Annotated in this window: 17 protein-coding genes and 1 pseudogene; 7 read left to right on the forward strand and 11 right to left on the reverse strand. The window is 71.4% G+C overall.

Annotated features, from left to right (window positions below):
• Positions 1-152: 152 nt before the first annotated feature.
• Positions 153-896 (reverse strand): tyrosine-type recombinase/integrase, encoded by a 744-nt coding sequence (locus F8R89_RS15360; protein ID WP_413251256.1) that lies wholly within the window; start codon positions 894-896, stop codon positions 153-155.
• A gap of 108 nt (positions 897-1,004) precedes the next feature.
• Between F8R89_RS15360 and F8R89_RS15365 the strand changes: the two genes are divergently transcribed.
• Positions 1,005-1,382 (forward strand): hypothetical protein, encoded by a 378-nt coding sequence (locus tag F8R89_RS15365; RefSeq protein WP_318841302.1) that lies wholly within the window; start codon positions 1,005-1,007, stop codon positions 1,380-1,382.
• Here the strand turns inward: F8R89_RS15365 and F8R89_RS36725 are convergent.
• The 3 genes and pseudogenes from F8R89_RS36725 to F8R89_RS15380 all read right to left on the reverse strand — a co-directional run.
• Positions 1,379-1,635: pseudogene (locus F8R89_RS36725) on the reverse strand (hypothetical protein); the annotation flags it as partial. The gene F8R89_RS15365 and the pseudogene F8R89_RS36725 overlap by 4 nt on opposite strands.
• Positions 1,636-1,709: 74 nt before the next feature.
• Positions 1,710-2,240 (reverse strand): hypothetical protein, encoded by a 531-nt coding sequence (locus F8R89_RS15375; protein ID WP_151784522.1) that lies wholly within the window; start codon positions 2,238-2,240, stop codon positions 1,710-1,712.
• 92 nt (positions 2,241-2,332) lie between these two features.
• Positions 2,333-3,307 carry an alpha/beta hydrolase family protein gene (locus F8R89_RS15380; RefSeq protein WP_151784523.1) on the reverse strand — a complete coding sequence of 325 codons (975 nt, stop codon included), beginning with the start codon at positions 3,305-3,307 and terminating at the stop codon, positions 2,333-2,335.
• A 441-nt stretch (positions 3,308-3,748) separates the two neighbouring features.
• Between F8R89_RS15380 and F8R89_RS15385 the strand changes: the two genes are divergently transcribed.
• On the forward strand, positions 3,749-4,342 hold the full coding sequence (locus tag F8R89_RS15385; protein ID WP_225994398.1) for a helix-turn-helix transcriptional regulator: 594 nt from the start codon (positions 3,749-3,751) through the stop codon (positions 4,340-4,342).
• An 81-nt stretch (positions 4,343-4,423) separates the two neighbouring features.
• Here F8R89_RS15385 and F8R89_RS15390 read toward each other — a convergent pair whose 3' ends face one another.
• A complete protein-coding gene (locus tag F8R89_RS15390; RefSeq protein WP_151784525.1) occupies positions 4,424-5,809 on the reverse strand; it encodes an NAD(P)-binding domain-containing protein in 1,386 nt (461 codons plus the stop codon).
• Positions 5,810-5,846: 37 nt separating this feature from the next.
• Complete coding sequence (locus tag F8R89_RS36195; protein ID WP_192806133.1) at positions 5,847-6,008, reverse strand: hypothetical protein; 162 nt, start codon at positions 6,006-6,008, stop codon at positions 5,847-5,849.
• A gap of 320 nt (positions 6,009-6,328) precedes the next feature.
• Between F8R89_RS36195 and F8R89_RS15395 the strand changes: the two genes are divergently transcribed.
• Complete coding sequence (locus F8R89_RS15395) at positions 6,329-6,700, forward strand: ArsR/SmtB family transcription factor (protein ID WP_151784526.1); 372 nt, start codon at positions 6,329-6,331, stop codon at positions 6,698-6,700.
• A gap of 123 nt (positions 6,701-6,823) precedes the next feature.
• Here F8R89_RS15395 and F8R89_RS15400 read toward each other — a convergent pair whose 3' ends face one another.
• Entirely contained in the window at positions 6,824-7,021 is a 198-nt protein-coding gene (locus F8R89_RS15400) for a hypothetical protein (protein ID WP_151784527.1), read from the reverse strand.
• Positions 7,022-7,630: 609 nt separating this feature from the next.
• On the opposite strand from F8R89_RS15400, the gene F8R89_RS15405 reads away from it, so the two are divergent.
• The 4 genes from F8R89_RS15405 to F8R89_RS15420 all read left to right on the forward strand — a co-directional run bounded on the left by F8R89_RS15405 (position 7,631) and on the right by F8R89_RS15420 (position 10,379).
• Complete coding sequence (locus F8R89_RS15405; protein ID WP_062668528.1) at positions 7,631-7,834, forward strand: cold-shock protein; 204 nt, start codon at positions 7,631-7,633, stop codon at positions 7,832-7,834.
• A gap of 236 nt (positions 7,835-8,070) precedes the next feature.
• Positions 8,071-9,573 (forward strand): DEAD/DEAH box helicase, encoded by a 1,503-nt coding sequence (locus tag F8R89_RS15410; RefSeq protein ID WP_151784528.1) that lies wholly within the window; start codon positions 8,071-8,073, stop codon positions 9,571-9,573.
• A 46-nt stretch (positions 9,574-9,619) separates the two neighbouring features.
• Positions 9,620-9,901 (forward strand): CBS domain-containing protein, encoded by a 282-nt coding sequence (locus F8R89_RS15415; protein WP_192806134.1) that lies wholly within the window; start codon positions 9,620-9,622, stop codon positions 9,899-9,901.
• A gap of 139 nt (positions 9,902-10,040) precedes the next feature.
• A complete protein-coding gene (locus F8R89_RS15420; protein ID WP_151784529.1) occupies positions 10,041-10,379 on the forward strand; it encodes a MerR family transcriptional regulator in 339 nt (112 codons plus the stop codon).
• 71 nt (positions 10,380-10,450) lie between these two features.
• Here F8R89_RS15420 and F8R89_RS15425 read toward each other — a convergent pair whose 3' ends face one another.
• The 4 genes from F8R89_RS15425 to F8R89_RS15440 form a co-directional block, all read right to left on the reverse strand.
• Positions 10,451-11,122, reverse strand: coding sequence for an enoyl-CoA hydratase-related protein (locus F8R89_RS15425; RefSeq protein WP_151784530.1), 672 nt, complete (start codon positions 11,120-11,122; stop codon positions 10,451-10,453).
• Between the two features lie 371 nt (positions 11,123-11,493).
• Positions 11,494-11,790 (reverse strand): hypothetical protein, encoded by a 297-nt coding sequence (locus F8R89_RS15430; protein ID WP_151784531.1) that lies wholly within the window; start codon positions 11,788-11,790, stop codon positions 11,494-11,496.
• Between the two features lie 153 nt (positions 11,791-11,943).
• A complete protein-coding gene (locus tag F8R89_RS15435) occupies positions 11,944-12,588 on the reverse strand; it encodes a response regulator transcription factor (RefSeq protein WP_151784532.1) in 645 nt (214 codons plus the stop codon).
• Positions 12,552-13,871, reverse strand: coding sequence for a sensor histidine kinase (locus tag F8R89_RS15440; RefSeq protein ID WP_151784533.1), 1,320 nt, complete (start codon positions 13,869-13,871; stop codon positions 12,552-12,554). The genes F8R89_RS15435 and F8R89_RS15440 overlap by 37 nt, the downstream gene beginning before the upstream one ends.
• Positions 13,872-13,937: the final 66 nt, after the last annotated feature.

Genomic DNA, 13,937 nt, shown 5'->3' on the forward strand with positions numbered 1-13,937 from the left:
TTTACTCTGGTCGGCGGCACAAGCCGGTAGCGTGACTTAGGCCGGTGGGGGTACAGCGAGGCACACGCGTGCGTGCTCAGCCGGCGCACCCGCCGTCGTGGCTGACTGTCGTCGGCTGAGCTTCAGACGAGCCGCGTTAAGGGCGCCGGCCGTCAGCAACGCGGCGAAGCTGGGCGCCCCGGGAGCCCGGAAGGAGACGGAGCGCACCCCGCCGCGGATTTCGGCGCCTTGTCGAAGAGCCGGCCGTCCTGCAGCTCGGCCTGAGCGCGGCGCACGGTGACGGTCAGCCCCTCCAAGTCGACGTCCCGGCGCCGCAGGGCCGCCAGCTCCCAGAACCGCAGGGTGGTGAAGGCCGCCAGGAGCACAAGCAGCCGATAGCGCGGCGCGATGGCGTCGGCGACGGCGAAGACCTCCGCCACCGTGAGGACCGGCCGCTCGGGCACGTCGTAACGGTCCGCGCCCTTGATCCGGCACGGGTTGCGCCGGATCAGCTCGTCGTCCACGGCCGTGTTCATCAGGGCGCGCAGCAGCTGGTACGCCTTGACGACCGACGGCTCACCGACGCCGGCCGCCAGGAGCTTGCCGCGCCAGCTTCGCACTCGGGCCGTCGTCACGTCGGCCACGCTCCCGGCCCCGAAGGCGTACGTCTTCTCCGCCGGGCGCAGCTGCCCCGCCTCCGGTCCCGGTAGCGGACCTGCCAAGGACCGGACGGAAGTTGCCGGACCGAGCCGAAGTCCCGGCGCGTCCCCTTCTTGTTCGCCATCAGGCAGCCCTCCGCAGCGAGCTACGGCGGTCGTCGATCGGCTCACCGTGTTGGCGTCGATGAAGGCGTTCAGCGCGCTCTCCGGGATGCGGACGTGCCGGCCGACCTTGGCGGTGCGCGAATACTCGCTCACGCCGCCCCTCGACATTGTCCGGGCGAAGAAGGTGCAGCCGGGACCATCGGGCCGGTCAAGAGCATCTCGGGCAAGGGAAGCGCGTGGACGCGGGGTGTTGCGGGTGTCATGATCACGGCGGCGTCCGGCGTTCCCGGCGCGCAGAAAGGGATCATGATGCTCTCTCTCGGCATACCTTCTGTTCTGGTTGTTCTGGCTGTTCTGGTGGTGTCACTCATTGCCGCCTCGGGCGTAGCGGCGGTCACCCGGGGCTGGGTCCTTCCCTGGAACCGGCGTCGGGTTCACCGCGTCCGCCTCTACGGCTGGGGTCAGTTGGGAGTCGCCCTCGGCCTGTGCTGTCAGGTGCTCTTCGGGCTGATGATCGGCGACCCCGGCGTCCGGGCGTTGATGACCTTGACGGGCGGCGTGCTTCTGTTGACCGGCATCATCGTGATGATGGTGAGCCAGCGCCCGGGCGCTCATCGACAGGGCGGCGGCACGCCCTAACCGTGGAAGTGGTTGCACTTGATCACGGCCTTCCGGATGTTCACCGTGGTGCGGCCTCGGCCGCTCGAACCGAGGACCTGTACAGCGACGACAGTGGCCAGAACGATGAGTTGAGTGATGAACGCGGTGAGCGCGGGGATGACGAGGTGAGGAGCAGCAGTCCGCCGCACACGGCGAGGAAGCCGATACCGCCGAAGGCCGCGTTCACCGCCACGCGCGAGACGGGCGGCTTGGCGGCGAGGGGTCCGGGGCGGGTGTCGCAGGTTCGTATCCTGCCGGGGGCACCAGGCAGAAGGCCCCGGGCCGGTCATGGTCCGGGGTGGCCGGTCAGGCGGCCGGCGCCGGGGCGGGCTGGGAGTGGGCGGTCGCCGCCGTGTTGATCTGGTCCGTGCCCGCCTGGGTGAGGAAGACCCATGTCCCGTAGACGCCCCACGTGAGGCCGAGCAGTGCGCTCGCGGCGTAGAAGCCCAGGCCCTTGGTGGAGCCGGTGGCGGCGAACGCTCCGGCGGTGGCGATGCCTGCCGCGAAGGCGACGAGCGCGACGAGCGCGACGACGAGGGTGGGCCGTGCGTGCCGGGACGTGCCGCGGCGGGCCGCGTGGTCGAGTACCGAGAGCAGAGTTGCGCTTGCCGCCGCGGCGGCCAGGAGTTCGACCCCGAGCGCCCAGGTCGGCTGCGGCAGGGTGATCAGCGACGCGGTGACCGTGGTCGTCAGGAACAGGGAGACGGTCTGCGCGGCGCGGTTGCGGTACTCCTGCGAGGTGGCGACGACGTCGAAGCGGAACGCGACGACGATGAAGGTGAGGCCGGTGAGGCCGGCGGCGCTTCCGCCGACGGTCGCGGCGAACGTGGTCCACATGGCGGTTGCTCCTGTGCGATCTGCCGGGGAAGGTGTCGGTGGGATGACGTGCCGTGGGCGGCGGCCGTCGTGCCGCCGCCCATCTCGCGGGACTACCTCGTCTCCACCATGGCCATCGGGTCCTCACCGTTCTCCAGGGCGTTCACCGCGTTCTTCCATGACGCGTCGCCCGAGTAGAGCTGGCTGCGCAGGTACGCCCACACCAGTGCCCGCAGCGTCGCCACGCGCTCGGGGTTCTCGTCGTTCGTCTCCGCCGCGTCGTAGCCGGAGATGCCACCGAAGATGTGGCCGGCGCCGTACATGGTCACCATGGTCTTGTTGCCGCCGGGGCTGGCCGAGTAGGCGTCGGCACGGTAGCTGAGGCGGTTGGAGAAGTAGGGGTTGAGGTCCTGATCGCCCACGATGATCAGGCTGGTGCCGGTCATGTGCTCGAAGTCGGTGTAGTACAGCACCGGGTAGTTCGTCTTGGCCCAGTCGGCGAAGTGCTCGTCGTTGCCGATGCCGGGAGCTCCGATGAGCACCCCCGCCTTGACACGGGAGTCGGAGAGATCCTTCGGCCGGTCGTCCTCCGGGTCCAGCATCCGGGCTCCGAGGAGGAGGGAGACGGTGTTGCCGCCCAGGGAGTGTCCTACGGCGCCGACACGGTCCCTGTCGATCCGCCGCTCGGCGAGACCGGGGACGGCGGCCTCGATCTCGTCGAGGCGGTCGAGGATGGTGTGCATGTCGGTGGCGCGGTCACGCCAGAACAGGGGCGCGTCCCTCAGGCCGGTGTCGCGCAGGCCGAGGGCCGTCGAGTCCAGGTGGGTCGGCTGGACGACCGCGAACCCGTGGGCGGCGAAGAAGTTCGCCAGTGGCCCGTAACCGTTGTAGGAGGACAGGAAGTTCGCCATCCCGTGCCCGTGGGACAGGAGGATGAGCGGCAGGTCGGTGCCGTTCGCGGGGATCGACACCTTGACCTGCAGCGGCACGGGCCGGCCGGGGACGTCGAGGGTGACCGGGTGGTAGGTGAGGACGGGTTGCGAAGCGTTGACCGGGATGTTGGCGGCGTCGCTGAACGGCTTGCTCATCGGAGCCCTTTCGAGGTCGGTGTCGACATGGCTGTCGTAACGGGCGGTAGGCGGGGAACCGGCGGTCGTGGCCGCGAGCCCGAGGGGTCAGGGACGGCCGCCCGGCACCTGGGGGCGACCTGCTCGGCCTTCGGCGGCCGTGCCTCCCCGGTCCGACGGATGCCCTTGTCCTGCTGGGAACAGTAAGATCCATCGAACAAGCCGAACTAGGGCGAAAATGACATGGCTGAGTCCGCGAGCTATGAGCGACGCAGAAGAGCACGGTTCGGAGTCGAAAGCCTGGTTGTGCGCGTGGCCGACGGTGCCTTCCCGACCGTTGTGAACAGCGGGTACACCGTCAAGATCACGCACGGCGGCGCCGCACCCCCTTTTCAGTACCTCGGGCGAACCCAGAGTCCCCCCGTTCCGGGCGCGGTGACGGTGATCGAGCCCCATGAGGTCGTGAGCTGCCTCGCTCAGGACAAAGCCGCCGCCGACGGCCAGGCCCTCGTGCAGCTGATGTTCATCGACGCCGATCTCATGCCGGTCGGCGCGGCCCGTCCGCGGTTCCACGGGGTGACCTACTCGGACCGCGGCCTCTTCGGCGGCATCGCCGCGCTGCACAAGGGTCTGGCGGACCGCGAGGACGAGTTGGATCTCGAGTCGTCCCTGATCGGCCTGCTGGACGTCCTGCGCGCCAGGCACGCGGATGCTCCCGGCGCGGCGAGTCCGGCACTTCGTCCTCGGGCGCTTCGCCACGTACGGGAGATGCTCCACAGCCGACTGGACTCCAACATCAAGCTCGACGACCTCGCGGAAGTCGCCGGTTGCAGCAAACGCCACTTGATCAGGAGCTTCCGGCAGGCCTACGGGGTTCCGCCGCACCACTACCGGACCCTGCTGCGCCTGGCACGCGCCAAGTCCCTGCTGGCGGCGGGGCGTTCCGTGGCGGAGACCGCCGCCGAGCTCGGTTACTGCGACCAGAGCCAGCTCAACCGGCACTTCCGGCGGGAGTTCGGCATGAGCGCGGGCGGCTATGCCAGGACCGTGCGGTAGACGTGTGATGTCCTGGCTCGGCCTCCACCTCGCCGGCCCCCATGGACAACGCTGACCTGGCGCTGGTGGGCCGGTGCCGGGTCACGCGCCGCAGCAGCCGCCCGCTGAGGTCTCCTGGGCAGGCGCCTTCGCGCCGAGCTGGACCAGTTGCGGCGCCGGGGCGCAGCAGCCGCCGCCGTCGTCGCTCTGGTCTGCCTCAGGGGCGTCGAAGAGCCCCGCTCCGCCGCACACCCCGGTCTCAGGGAGGGTGAGTTCGACGCGGTCGGCGGCCTCGATGTCACCGGCGATGGCCGCCGCGACGGAGCGGACCTGCTCGTAGCCGGTCATCGCCAGGAACGTCGGGGCGCGGCCGTAGGACTTCATGCCGACCAGGTAGATGTCCCGCTCGGGGTGGGCGAGTTCGCGGTGGCCGTGCGGGTAGACGGTGCCGCAGGAGTGCTGGTTGGGGTCGATCAGCGGCGCCAGCGCGGTCGGGGCCTGGAGGCGTTCGTCCAGGCCGAGGCGGATCTCCGAGAGGAACGACAGGTCGGGGCGGAAGCCGGTCAGCACGATCGCCTCGTCCACCGGCTCGAGACGGCGGCCGTCCTCGGCGACCAGGACCAGGCGGCCGTCGCCGGCGCGCTCGATCGCCTCGATGCGGAAGCCGGTGACCGCGTCCGCGTGACCGGCGTCCACGGCGGCCTTCGCCGCGAGTCCGAGCGCGCCGCGGGCCGGGAGCTGGTCGGCGGTGCCGCCGCCGAAGGTCGAGCCGGAGATGCCGCGGCGCAGGACCCAGACCGCGTGGGTGCCGGTGCCGTCGCCGGCCTCGGCCAGGTCGGCGAGCTGGGCCAGTGCGGTGAAGGCGGAGGCGCCGGAGCCGATGACGGCGGTGCGCTTGCCCGCGTACCGGGCCCGTACGGCCGGGTCCTTCAGGTCGGGCACGCGATAGGTGATCCTGTCGGCGGCCGCGTGCTCGCCGAGTGCGGGGAGTCCATCGGCGCCGGCCGGGCCGGGGGCGGTCCAGGTGCCGGAGGCGTCGACGACGGCGCGGGCGAGCACCTTCTCCTCCCGGCCGTCGGCATGGGTGACGTGGACGACGAAGGGCTGTGCCTCGCGGTCGGCGTCGACGATCCGGTCACGGCCGGCGCGGGAGACACCGGTCACCCGGGCGCCGGTGCGCACGCGGTCGCCGAGGACGTCGGCGAGCGGCTGCAGGTACCGGTCGGCCCAGTCGCCGCCGGAGGGGTAGGAGGCCGGGTCGGGCTTGACCCAACCGGTCGGGGCGAGCAGCTTTTCGGCCGCCGGGTCCGTGAGTTCGCCCCAGGTGGAGAACAGCCGGACATGGCTCCACTCACGTACGGCGCTGCCCGCGGCGCCGCCGGCTTCCAGCACGAGCGGTTCGATGTCACGGGCGACCAGGTGAGCGGCGGCCGCCAGGCCGGCCGGTCCGGCTCCGATGACGACGACGGGCAGGTTCTGCTTATCCATGGCTGCTGTTCCTCGATGTCGTTGCGGCGCGTGCGGGTCAGCGGAGGGTGGCGAGGGCGAGGTGGGTGCTACGGCGCCGGCGCTGGGCGTCCGCCCGGCACGCCGTGTCACAGACGGCCGCGCAACTGTCGCAGAACCGGACGCCGGCCAGGTGACGGGCGGTGGAGCGGGCAAGGGCGCCCTGGACCCAGGCGAGCACGCGAACTCCCTGTTTCGATTGTTGTCGATGTCTTGCGTGATCGAGCATGACACCTGCATCGACGGGCGTCAACATAGACAGCTGTCGAATTGGGGGTCCGGTCAGGAGTACGTCGAGGTCGCGATGACGGCCGCCGAGGTGCCGGGGCTGGCGATCGCGGAGCTGGGGAGACCGTCCGCTCTGTCATCGAACTCCCCTGCGCGATGGGGGCCGGGACGCCTCCCGCATCGCCTGTCACGTCACCTGTCGGCCCACCTCGGGCGACGGCGATCGTGGCCGCCGCCTGGCCCGCCTGCTTCGACATGTGTCAACATAGACGCATGTCGAACGCCAAGGTGCTGCCGCTGCTGGAAGCCGAGGGCCAGAGCGTGGTGCCGTGCTGCCCGCCGCTGACCGAGCGGCCCCTGGACGCCGCGGAGGCCGAGACGGCCGCCCGTATGTTCAAGGCGCTCGGCGACCCCGTACGGCTCCGGCTGTTCTCCGCCGTCGCCTCGCACGAGGGCGGCGAGGCGTGCGTGTGCGACATCTCCGACGTCGGCGTCTCCCAGCCGACCGTCTCCCACCACCTGAAGAAGCTCAAGGAAGCCGGCCTCCTGACCTCCGAGCGACGCGGCACGTGGGTCTACTACCGCGTGGAGCCGTCCGTCCTCGCCGCCATGGGGCAGTTGCTGGTCACGGCGTCGGCGCCCTGACGCCGGCCTCGCCGGAGGGGCGGCCTTGACGTCAGTGGTGTGCAGCATCCGTGACCCCCTGCCGCTCGACGGCTGCGGCTGCGGACATGGGGTGCCGGCTGGCCTTCGCCGGCTGCGGGGACATCAGTTGCTGGCCAGGACGACGAAGAGGCTCACCGCGACCACGGTCAGCCAGACGAGCGCCGCGGTGATCAGTGCGCAGCCCAGTGCTCCCGTGGTGCAGCCGATGGCCGTCCAGCCGAGTCTGGTCGCTCTCTTCGCTCGCTGGGCGGCATTGCGTTCGTCGCTGTCGTTCGTCCAGGAGTCTTCTCGATCGGTCATGCGTCCCCCCTTTTTTCCCGGCGGACCCTACCTGCCAGGCGTAACGGCCGCTTCAGTACGGTCAGTTGCGGTCCCGGTTCCGGTTCCGTGGCTTACGAGGCCGTGGGGGATCTCTTGAATCAGCCGGCGGCACGGCGGAAGGCTTCGAGGAGCGGGCGGGCTCGGGACGCGCTTGCCGCCGTTCGGAAGGGGGCTGCGCCCGTCGCCAGTGGTGCCGCCGCGAGGTGGGGGTAAGGTCGCCGTGCCCTGCGACGGGGCCGTCGTGCGGCAGCGGGTCGTCGCCCGTGGGGCCGGGCGTCTCGATGTTCAGGGGGTCGCCGGGGTGGGCGGGGCCATCGCGTGGAGTATCGACCGCGTGCGGTGAAGGGCGGCGTTCTCAGGATATCTGTCTTCGCCGCGATAGATATGCGCGTATCACTCGGCGTAGGAATTCTGACCCTTCCGTCCGTTCCGGGATATTGGCTCCGCATCGGCGGCTTCGGCGTGCTACTGTCGTTATCAGTTGCAGGTGTGGTTGCCAGAGGGATTGTTTTTCCGACGGATGATCGACACGGCGACACGGAGGGCGCACAGGGCGTTCTCCGATCACCGCCTCCGAAGGAGAAACAAATGGCTACCGGTACCGTGAAGTGGTTCAACGCGGAAAAGGGCTTCGGCTTCATCGAGCAGGACGGCGGCGGCGCCGACGTCTTCGCCCACTACTCCAACATCGCCAGCCAGGGCTTCCGTGAGCTGCTGGAGGGCCAGAAGGTGTCGTTCGACATCGCGCAGGGCCAGAAGGGCCTGACGGCGGAGAACATCGTCGCCGCCTGACGTCGGCACCGACGCATACTTCGCAGCTGGGGCCCGCACCTCTGGGGTGCGGGCCCCAGCTCGCTGTTTTTCCCATGAGATTTCGTCTCTCTTTTCTTTTGGCGATCGCCGTTGATGGCTCCTGCTTTTCGCGCCCGTCCGGCTCGCCCCTCGACTTTCGGCTCGTATCGAGATTCTCTGCGCCGCTTCTGTGCTGCGGGAATTCCTTGCCGCGTGCCCCGAACGAAAGGTTCCGCATGCAGCGTTCCCGCATGTCCAGCACCCCCCGCACCTCGGACACCCGCACGTCCGACACCCGCGGGTCCGGCCCCCGCACCACCTCCCGTACCCCCGACCGTTTCCGGCGTGGCTCCGGTCCCCGGCGCACCGGTGGGCGCCGGAGCGACGAGTTCGCGGTGCCGGTGACCAGGACGCCCGCCCTGCCCGCCGTCACGTCGTTCACCGAACTTGACATGCCGGGCCAGTTGATGGCCACGCTCAGCCATGAGGGCGTGTCCGTGCCGTTCCCGATCCAGGCGGCCACCCTGCCGAACTCCCTCGCCGGGCGTGACGTCCTCGGCCGGGGCCGTACCGGCTCCGGCAAGACGCTCGCGTTCGGCCTCGCCCTCCTGGCCCGTACGGCCGGACGGCGCGCCGAACCCAAGCGGCCGCTCGGCCTCGTCCTCGTCCCCACCCGTGAACTCGCCCAGCAGGTCACGGACGCCCTCGCCCCGTACGCCCGTTCCGTGGGCCTGCGCATGGCGACGGTCGTCGGCGGGATGTCCATCGGGCGGCAGGCCGGTGCGCTGCGCGCCGGTGCCGAGGTCGTCGTCGCGACACCGGGACGGCTCAAGGACCTCATCGACCGGGGCGCCTGCCGTCTGGACGACGTCGGCATCACCGTCCTCGACGAGGCCGACCAGATGGCCGACATGGGCTTCATGCCCCAGGTCACCGCGCTGCTCGACCAGGTGCGCCCCGACGGGCAGCGGCTGCTGTTCTCGGCAACCCTGGACCGCAACGTCGATCTGCTCGTGCGCCGCTACCTGAGCGACCCGGTCGTCCACTCCGTCGACCCGTCCGCCGGCGCGGTCACCACGATGGAGCACCACGTCCTCCACGTCCACGACGCGGACAAGCACCGGGCGACGACGGAGATCGCGGCGCGCGACGGCCGGGTCATCATGTTCCTCGACACCAAGCACGCCGTGGACAAGCTGACCAAGCACCTGCTGAGCAGCGGCGTGCGGGCGGCGGCGCTGCACGGGGGCAAGTCCCAGCCGCAGCGCACCCGGACCCTGTCCCAGTTCAAGAACGGGCAGGTGACCGTGCTGGTCGCGACCAACGTGGCGGCGCGCGGCATCCACGTCGACAACCTCGACCTGGTCGTCAACGTCGATCCGCCCACCGACCACAAGGACTACCTGCACCGCGGCGGACGTACGGCCCGTGCCGGGGAGTCCGGCAGTGTCGTCACCCTGGTGACGCCCGGCCAGCGCCGGAGCATGAGCCGGCTGATGGACGCGGCCGGCATCAGCCCCCGGATCGCCCAGGTGCGCTCCGGCGAGGCCGAGCTGAGCCGGATCACCGGGGCGCAGGCGCCCTCCGGTGTCCCGGTCGTCATCGCCGCGCCCGAGGCGTCCCGCCCCCGCGGTACGTCCTCCTCGTCCCGTGGCCGCCGGGGCCGTACCGGGCGCGGTGGCCCCGTGAAGAGCCAAGCCGAGCGCCGACGCGCGTCCGGGTTCGGTTCCGCCGCCTAAGGCCGTGTCCGTTCGCCCCCCGTACCCCACACCCGCAGGAGCAGCCATGACGACGGTCCAGCCGCAGTACCGGACAGCACACCGCTCCCCCGTGCCCGGGGCCGACGGGCGGGACGGCGCCGGGCCCCGGGTCCGGGACGACATGACGGTCGAGGTCGCGCTGTCCCTCATGGCCGGCGCCCGCGTCGACCACCTCGTCCTGTGCGACGCGGACGACGAGAGCACGGGCCTGGTCACGCTGGCCCGGCTCGCCGTGCTGCGGCGCAGCGCCGCCTACACGGACCGGGTCCGGCTGCGGGACCTCTCGGACACGCCGGTCGCCGCGTAGGACGGGGCGGGGCGGGGCGGACGTACGACGCCGCGGAAGGGCGGCGGAGCGTCCGGGCGTGCCCATGGTGTTACATGTGACGCGGGGCCCTGGTGCCGGTCGGCGCCGGGCCCCGTGACGCGTTGTACATCGAGGTGACATGGCAGATTCCCCGCTCAGCGACCGGCTGGACGACGACGACTACCCCGCGTACACCATGGGCCGGGCCGCCGAGATGCTCGGCACCACACCGGGGTTCCTGCGCGCGCTCGGCGAGGCGCGGCTGATCACTCCGCTGCGCTCGGAGGGCGGGCACCGCCGGTACTCGCGGTACCAGTTGCGGATCGCGGCCCGCGCCCGTGAGCTCGTCGACCAGGGGACGCCGATCGAGGCCGCGTGCCGGATCATCATCCTCGAGGATCAGCTCGAGGAAGCGCAGCGCATCAACGCCGAGTACCGGCGCGCCGCCCAGGAGGCGTCCGGCGGCTCCGAGGGCTGACCGCCCGGGACGGGCGGCCCGGCGGGGTGCGGGGCGGCTCAGCGGGTGCAGGGCGGCCCGGCGGGTGCGGGTCAGCCCAGCGGGTTCGTCGTGGAGCGGAGGGTGGACAGGACCGGGCCGTACATCCGGGCCTTGATGGTGCCGACGGTGTCGCCCGCCTTGTTCACCTGGGCCTGGGCGCGTTCGATCGCCGTGGAGCGTACGGCGTCCTCGGGGACCGCCTGGTCGACGATGCCGGCGGCGGCCGCGTCGGCGCCTCCGTAACGGCGGGCGGTGACCATCGCCTCGTGTGCCGTCCGGGGCGTGAGCCGGGACTGGATGAGCGCGGACATGCCGGGCGTGAAGGGGATGTTGATGTCCGCCTCGGGCAGGCACCAGTAGCCGCGGTCGGCGCGCATGACCCGGAAGTCGTGGGCGAGGGAGAGCATCGCGCCGGCGGCGAACGTGTGGCCCTGGAGGGCGGCCACGGTCACCAGGGGCAGGGACAGCACGCGCGCGAACAGCTGGTGCACGGAGACGACGTAGTCGTGGTAGTCGTCGGCGTGCGCGGTGAGCCACTCCAGGTCGAGCCCGTTGGACCAGAACTTGCCGGTGGCGGCGGTGACCAGGGCGCGCGGGCCGTCCGCCTTCTCCACCTCGTCGAGCGCGGTGCCGACCGCGGCGATCCAGTCGGGGTGAAAGCGGTTCTCGCCGTCCCCCAGGTCGAGGACGAAGACGTTTTCCTGGCGGTCGAGGGACGGCATGGCGGCTCTCCTTCGAGGCGAGCGGGAGGGGCGGGAGTGCGAGCGACGTATGAGCGACCGCTTAGTAACTTATGACGGGTGGCATAGCCCGCGCAAGAGCCAGGAGCCCCCGCGACACCGGGGGCCGGGGGCCGGGGGGCCGGGGCGCAACCCGCCCCCGCCCGCAACGCCGACAAGGGGCCCGGTCCGCTCGCGCGGGTCGGGCCCCTGGTCGGTCTTCGGGGGTGCTCGTGGAGTCGATCGCACCTCAGGCGCTGACGCGCCCTCTCGGTGGACCGGCCTGGGGCCGGATGTTCCTCACGGCCCGCACTCCACCGGCCGGTCGCCGCCCCGAGGGGCGTGGCGCGGAACGCCGTTCCTCCGGTCGGACCTCAGAACGCGCTGTTGTTGCAGCCCATGGTCGAGCCGAGGTGGGTGCCCTGCGCACCGGCGTCGCCCTCGCCGTTGAGCGCGTTGGCCAGGGCGCCGTTCAGGATGCCGACCTCACCGAGGACGTCGAGGTTCAGGTCGTGCGAGCGGCAGTTGGAGCTCTGCAGGACGCTGACCTTGTCCCCGCCCTTCTTGCCACCGTGCCCGTCGAGACCCTGGGCCGAGGCGGTGCCGCTGGCCAGGATTCCGGCGCTGCCGAGGGCGACGACCACGACGGCAGCCTTGCGAAGCTTGTGCATGTCATCTCCGGAGAGGTGTGGGGGTGCGATCCGTGAGAGATCGACTTCGTACAGTTACGAGAGGCTAATGTGACGAAATGTGCCATGTAGGTACGACTCGCCGATGATCGTCATCTTTCACCGCACCCCGCGCGGGACCTGGGCACGCCCCCGCTACTGGTCCAGGTACGCCAGCACGGCCAGCACCCGGCGGTTGTCCCCGTCCGTCGGCAGCAGGCCGAGCTTGGTGAAGATGTTGCCGATGTGCTTGGCGACGGCCTTCTCGGAGATGAACAGCCCCTGGGCGATCCCCGCGTTCGAACGGCCCTGCGCCACCCACTCCAGGACCTCGCGCTCCCGCTCGGAGAGGCTGCCCACGGCCTCGTCGCGCTCCTTGCGGACCAGGAGCTTGGAGATCACCTCGGCGTCCATCGCCGTGCCGCCCCCCGCGACCCGGCGGATGGAGTCGAGGAAGTGGGCGCCGTTGGTGACGCGGTCCTTCAGCAGGTAGCCGACGCCCCGGCCACCGCCGGCCAGCAACTCCCGCGCGTACAGCGGCTCGACGTACTGGGAGAGGAGCAGGACCGGCAGGTCCGGGACGCGTTCGCGGGCGGCCAGCACCGCGCGCAGGCCCTCGTCCGTGAACGTCGGCGGCAGCCGGACGTCGACGACCGCGACGTCCGGCCGCTGCTCGACGAGCGCGTCCAGCAGTTCCGTCCCGTTGTCCACGGCGGCGACGACCTCGTGGCCGTGGGCGCCGAGGAGACGGATCAGCCCGTCCCTCAGGAGGAAGTGGTCTTCGGCGAGGGCAATGCGCACGGAAGCTCCATCGTCACCATGGTCGGGCCGTTCACGGGGCTGTTGACGGCGAGGACGCCGTCGAAGGTGGCGAGCCGGCGCTCGATGCCGCGCAGACCGGTGCCGCGCGAGACGTCCGCACCGCCCTGACCGTCGTCCGTGACGGTGACGCGCAGCATGCCGTGATCGTAACGGAGGTCGATCCAGGCCCGGTCGGCGCCGGAGTGCTTGGCGACGTTGGTCAGGATCTCGGAGATCGCGAAGTAGGCGGCGGACTCGACGGGCATCTCGGGGCGGCCCGGCAGGTCCACGTGGACCTCGGTGGGGACCGGGCAGACCATCGCCAACGCCCCTACGGCGTCGGCGAGTCCACGGTCGGCGAGGACCGGCGGGTGGATGCCGCGGACGAGGTCGCGCAGCTCCGCCAGCGCCTTGGAGGAGGACTCGCGGGCCTCGGCGAGCAGGGCGCGCACGGCCTTGGGGTCGGTCTCCAGGAGGTGTTCGGCGGCGTCCAGGGTCATGCCCATCGCGACCAGGCGGGCCTGGGCGCCGTCGTGCAGGTCGCGTTCGATCCGGCGGATCTCGGCCATCTGCGTGTCGACGGCGTCGGAGCGGGTGGCTGCCAGGTGCCGGATGCGGCCGGCCATCAGCTCGGCCTCGCCGGGGGCGAGCATGGAGCGGGTGTACAGGGCGTGCCGGCGCACGGCACGCGGCGCCACCCACAGGGCGAGCGGCAGTTGGAGGACGCCCAGGACACCGGCGAGGACGGCGGTGGCCTGCCCCTCGATCGGGATGAACTGGTACCACAGGCCGTCCCACTCGGCGAACAGCGCGAGCCCGAAGAAGGCGAGGAAGACGCCCCATACGCCGCTGAGGACGAGGGCGAGCGGGAAGAACGCGAGCAACACGCCGGCCAGCGGGTCGACGAGCGCCCAGACCCACTCCCTGCGGGTCTGCGGGTCACTCATGATCCACCGGTAGCGGGCTGCGACCCCGGAAGCTCCCTCGGGTGCTGGGGGCGGCGGTCCGGGTGGGCCGGGGATCTCGACGCCGGACCAGCGCAGGGCCAGCTCCCGCCGGCGGGCGGCGAGGGCGCGCACGCCCTCCATGGCGCGCGGCACCAGGCCCAGGCCGGGCCCCACCAGCCAGATCGCCCCGGACACCGCCAGGGACCGGCCGAAGGCCGCCGACGCCGTCCAGCACAGGGTCATCGCCCTGCGCAGCCCGACCAGTCCGGCCGCGACCGAGAATCCCCTGATCTCGTCGGGCGCGCGGCTCACCCCGAGCTGCGTCGTGCGGTCCATACGGCTCGCTCCTCCCCGCTGTCTGTACGGAACGGGGGCCGAAGCGCCCGTGCCCTCATTCTGGTC

The sequence above is a fragment of the Streptomyces sp. SS1-1 genome (assembly GCF_008973465.1).
Taxonomy (GTDB): domain Bacteria; phylum Actinomycetota; class Actinomycetes; order Streptomycetales; family Streptomycetaceae; genus Streptomyces.

What these genes read in the sequence shown, in the direction of transcription:
- F8R89_RS15440 (WP_151784533.1), bottom strand. Translation starts at nt 13,871, where the DNA reads ATGGACCGCACGACGCAGCTCGGGGTGAGCCGCGCGCCCGACGAGATC.
- F8R89_RS15405 (WP_062668528.1), top strand. Translation starts at nt 7,631, where the DNA reads ATGGCTACCGGTACCGTGAAGTGGTTCAACGCGGAAAAGGGCTTCGGC.
- F8R89_RS15420 (WP_151784529.1), top strand. Translation starts at nt 10,041, where the DNA reads ATGGCAGATTCCCCGCTCAGCGACCGGCTGGACGACGACGACTACCCC.
- F8R89_RS15380 (WP_151784523.1), bottom strand. Translation starts at nt 3,307, where the DNA reads ATGAGCAAGCCGTTCAGCGACGCCGCCAACATCCCGGTCAACGCTTCG.
- F8R89_RS15410 (WP_151784528.1), top strand. Translation starts at nt 8,071, where the DNA reads ATGCAGCGTTCCCGCATGTCCAGCACCCCCCGCACCTCGGACACCCGC.
- F8R89_RS15415 (WP_192806134.1), top strand. Translation starts at nt 9,620, where the DNA reads ATGACGACGGTCCAGCCGCAGTACCGGACAGCACACCGCTCCCCCGTG.
- F8R89_RS15430 (WP_151784531.1), bottom strand. Translation starts at nt 11,790, where the DNA reads ATGCACAAGCTTCGCAAGGCTGCCGTCGTGGTCGTCGCCCTCGGCAGC.
- F8R89_RS15390 (WP_151784525.1), bottom strand. Translation starts at nt 5,809, where the DNA reads ATGGATAAGCAGAACCTGCCCGTCGTCGTCATCGGAGCCGGACCGGCC.
- F8R89_RS15395 (WP_151784526.1), top strand. Translation starts at nt 6,329, where the DNA reads ATGTCGAACGCCAAGGTGCTGCCGCTGCTGGAAGCCGAGGGCCAGAGC.
- F8R89_RS15365 (WP_318841302.1), top strand. Translation starts at nt 1,005, where the DNA reads ATGATCACGGCGGCGTCCGGCGTTCCCGGCGCGCAGAAAGGGATCATG.
- F8R89_RS15400 (WP_151784527.1), bottom strand. Translation starts at nt 7,021, where the DNA reads ATGACCGATCGAGAAGACTCCTGGACGAACGACAGCGACGAACGCAAT.
- F8R89_RS15425 (WP_151784530.1), bottom strand. Translation starts at nt 11,122, where the DNA reads ATGCCGTCCCTCGACCGCCAGGAAAACGTCTTCGTCCTCGACCTGGGG.
- F8R89_RS15375 (WP_151784522.1), bottom strand. Translation starts at nt 2,240, where the DNA reads ATGTGGACCACGTTCGCCGCGACCGTCGGCGGAAGCGCCGCCGGCCTC.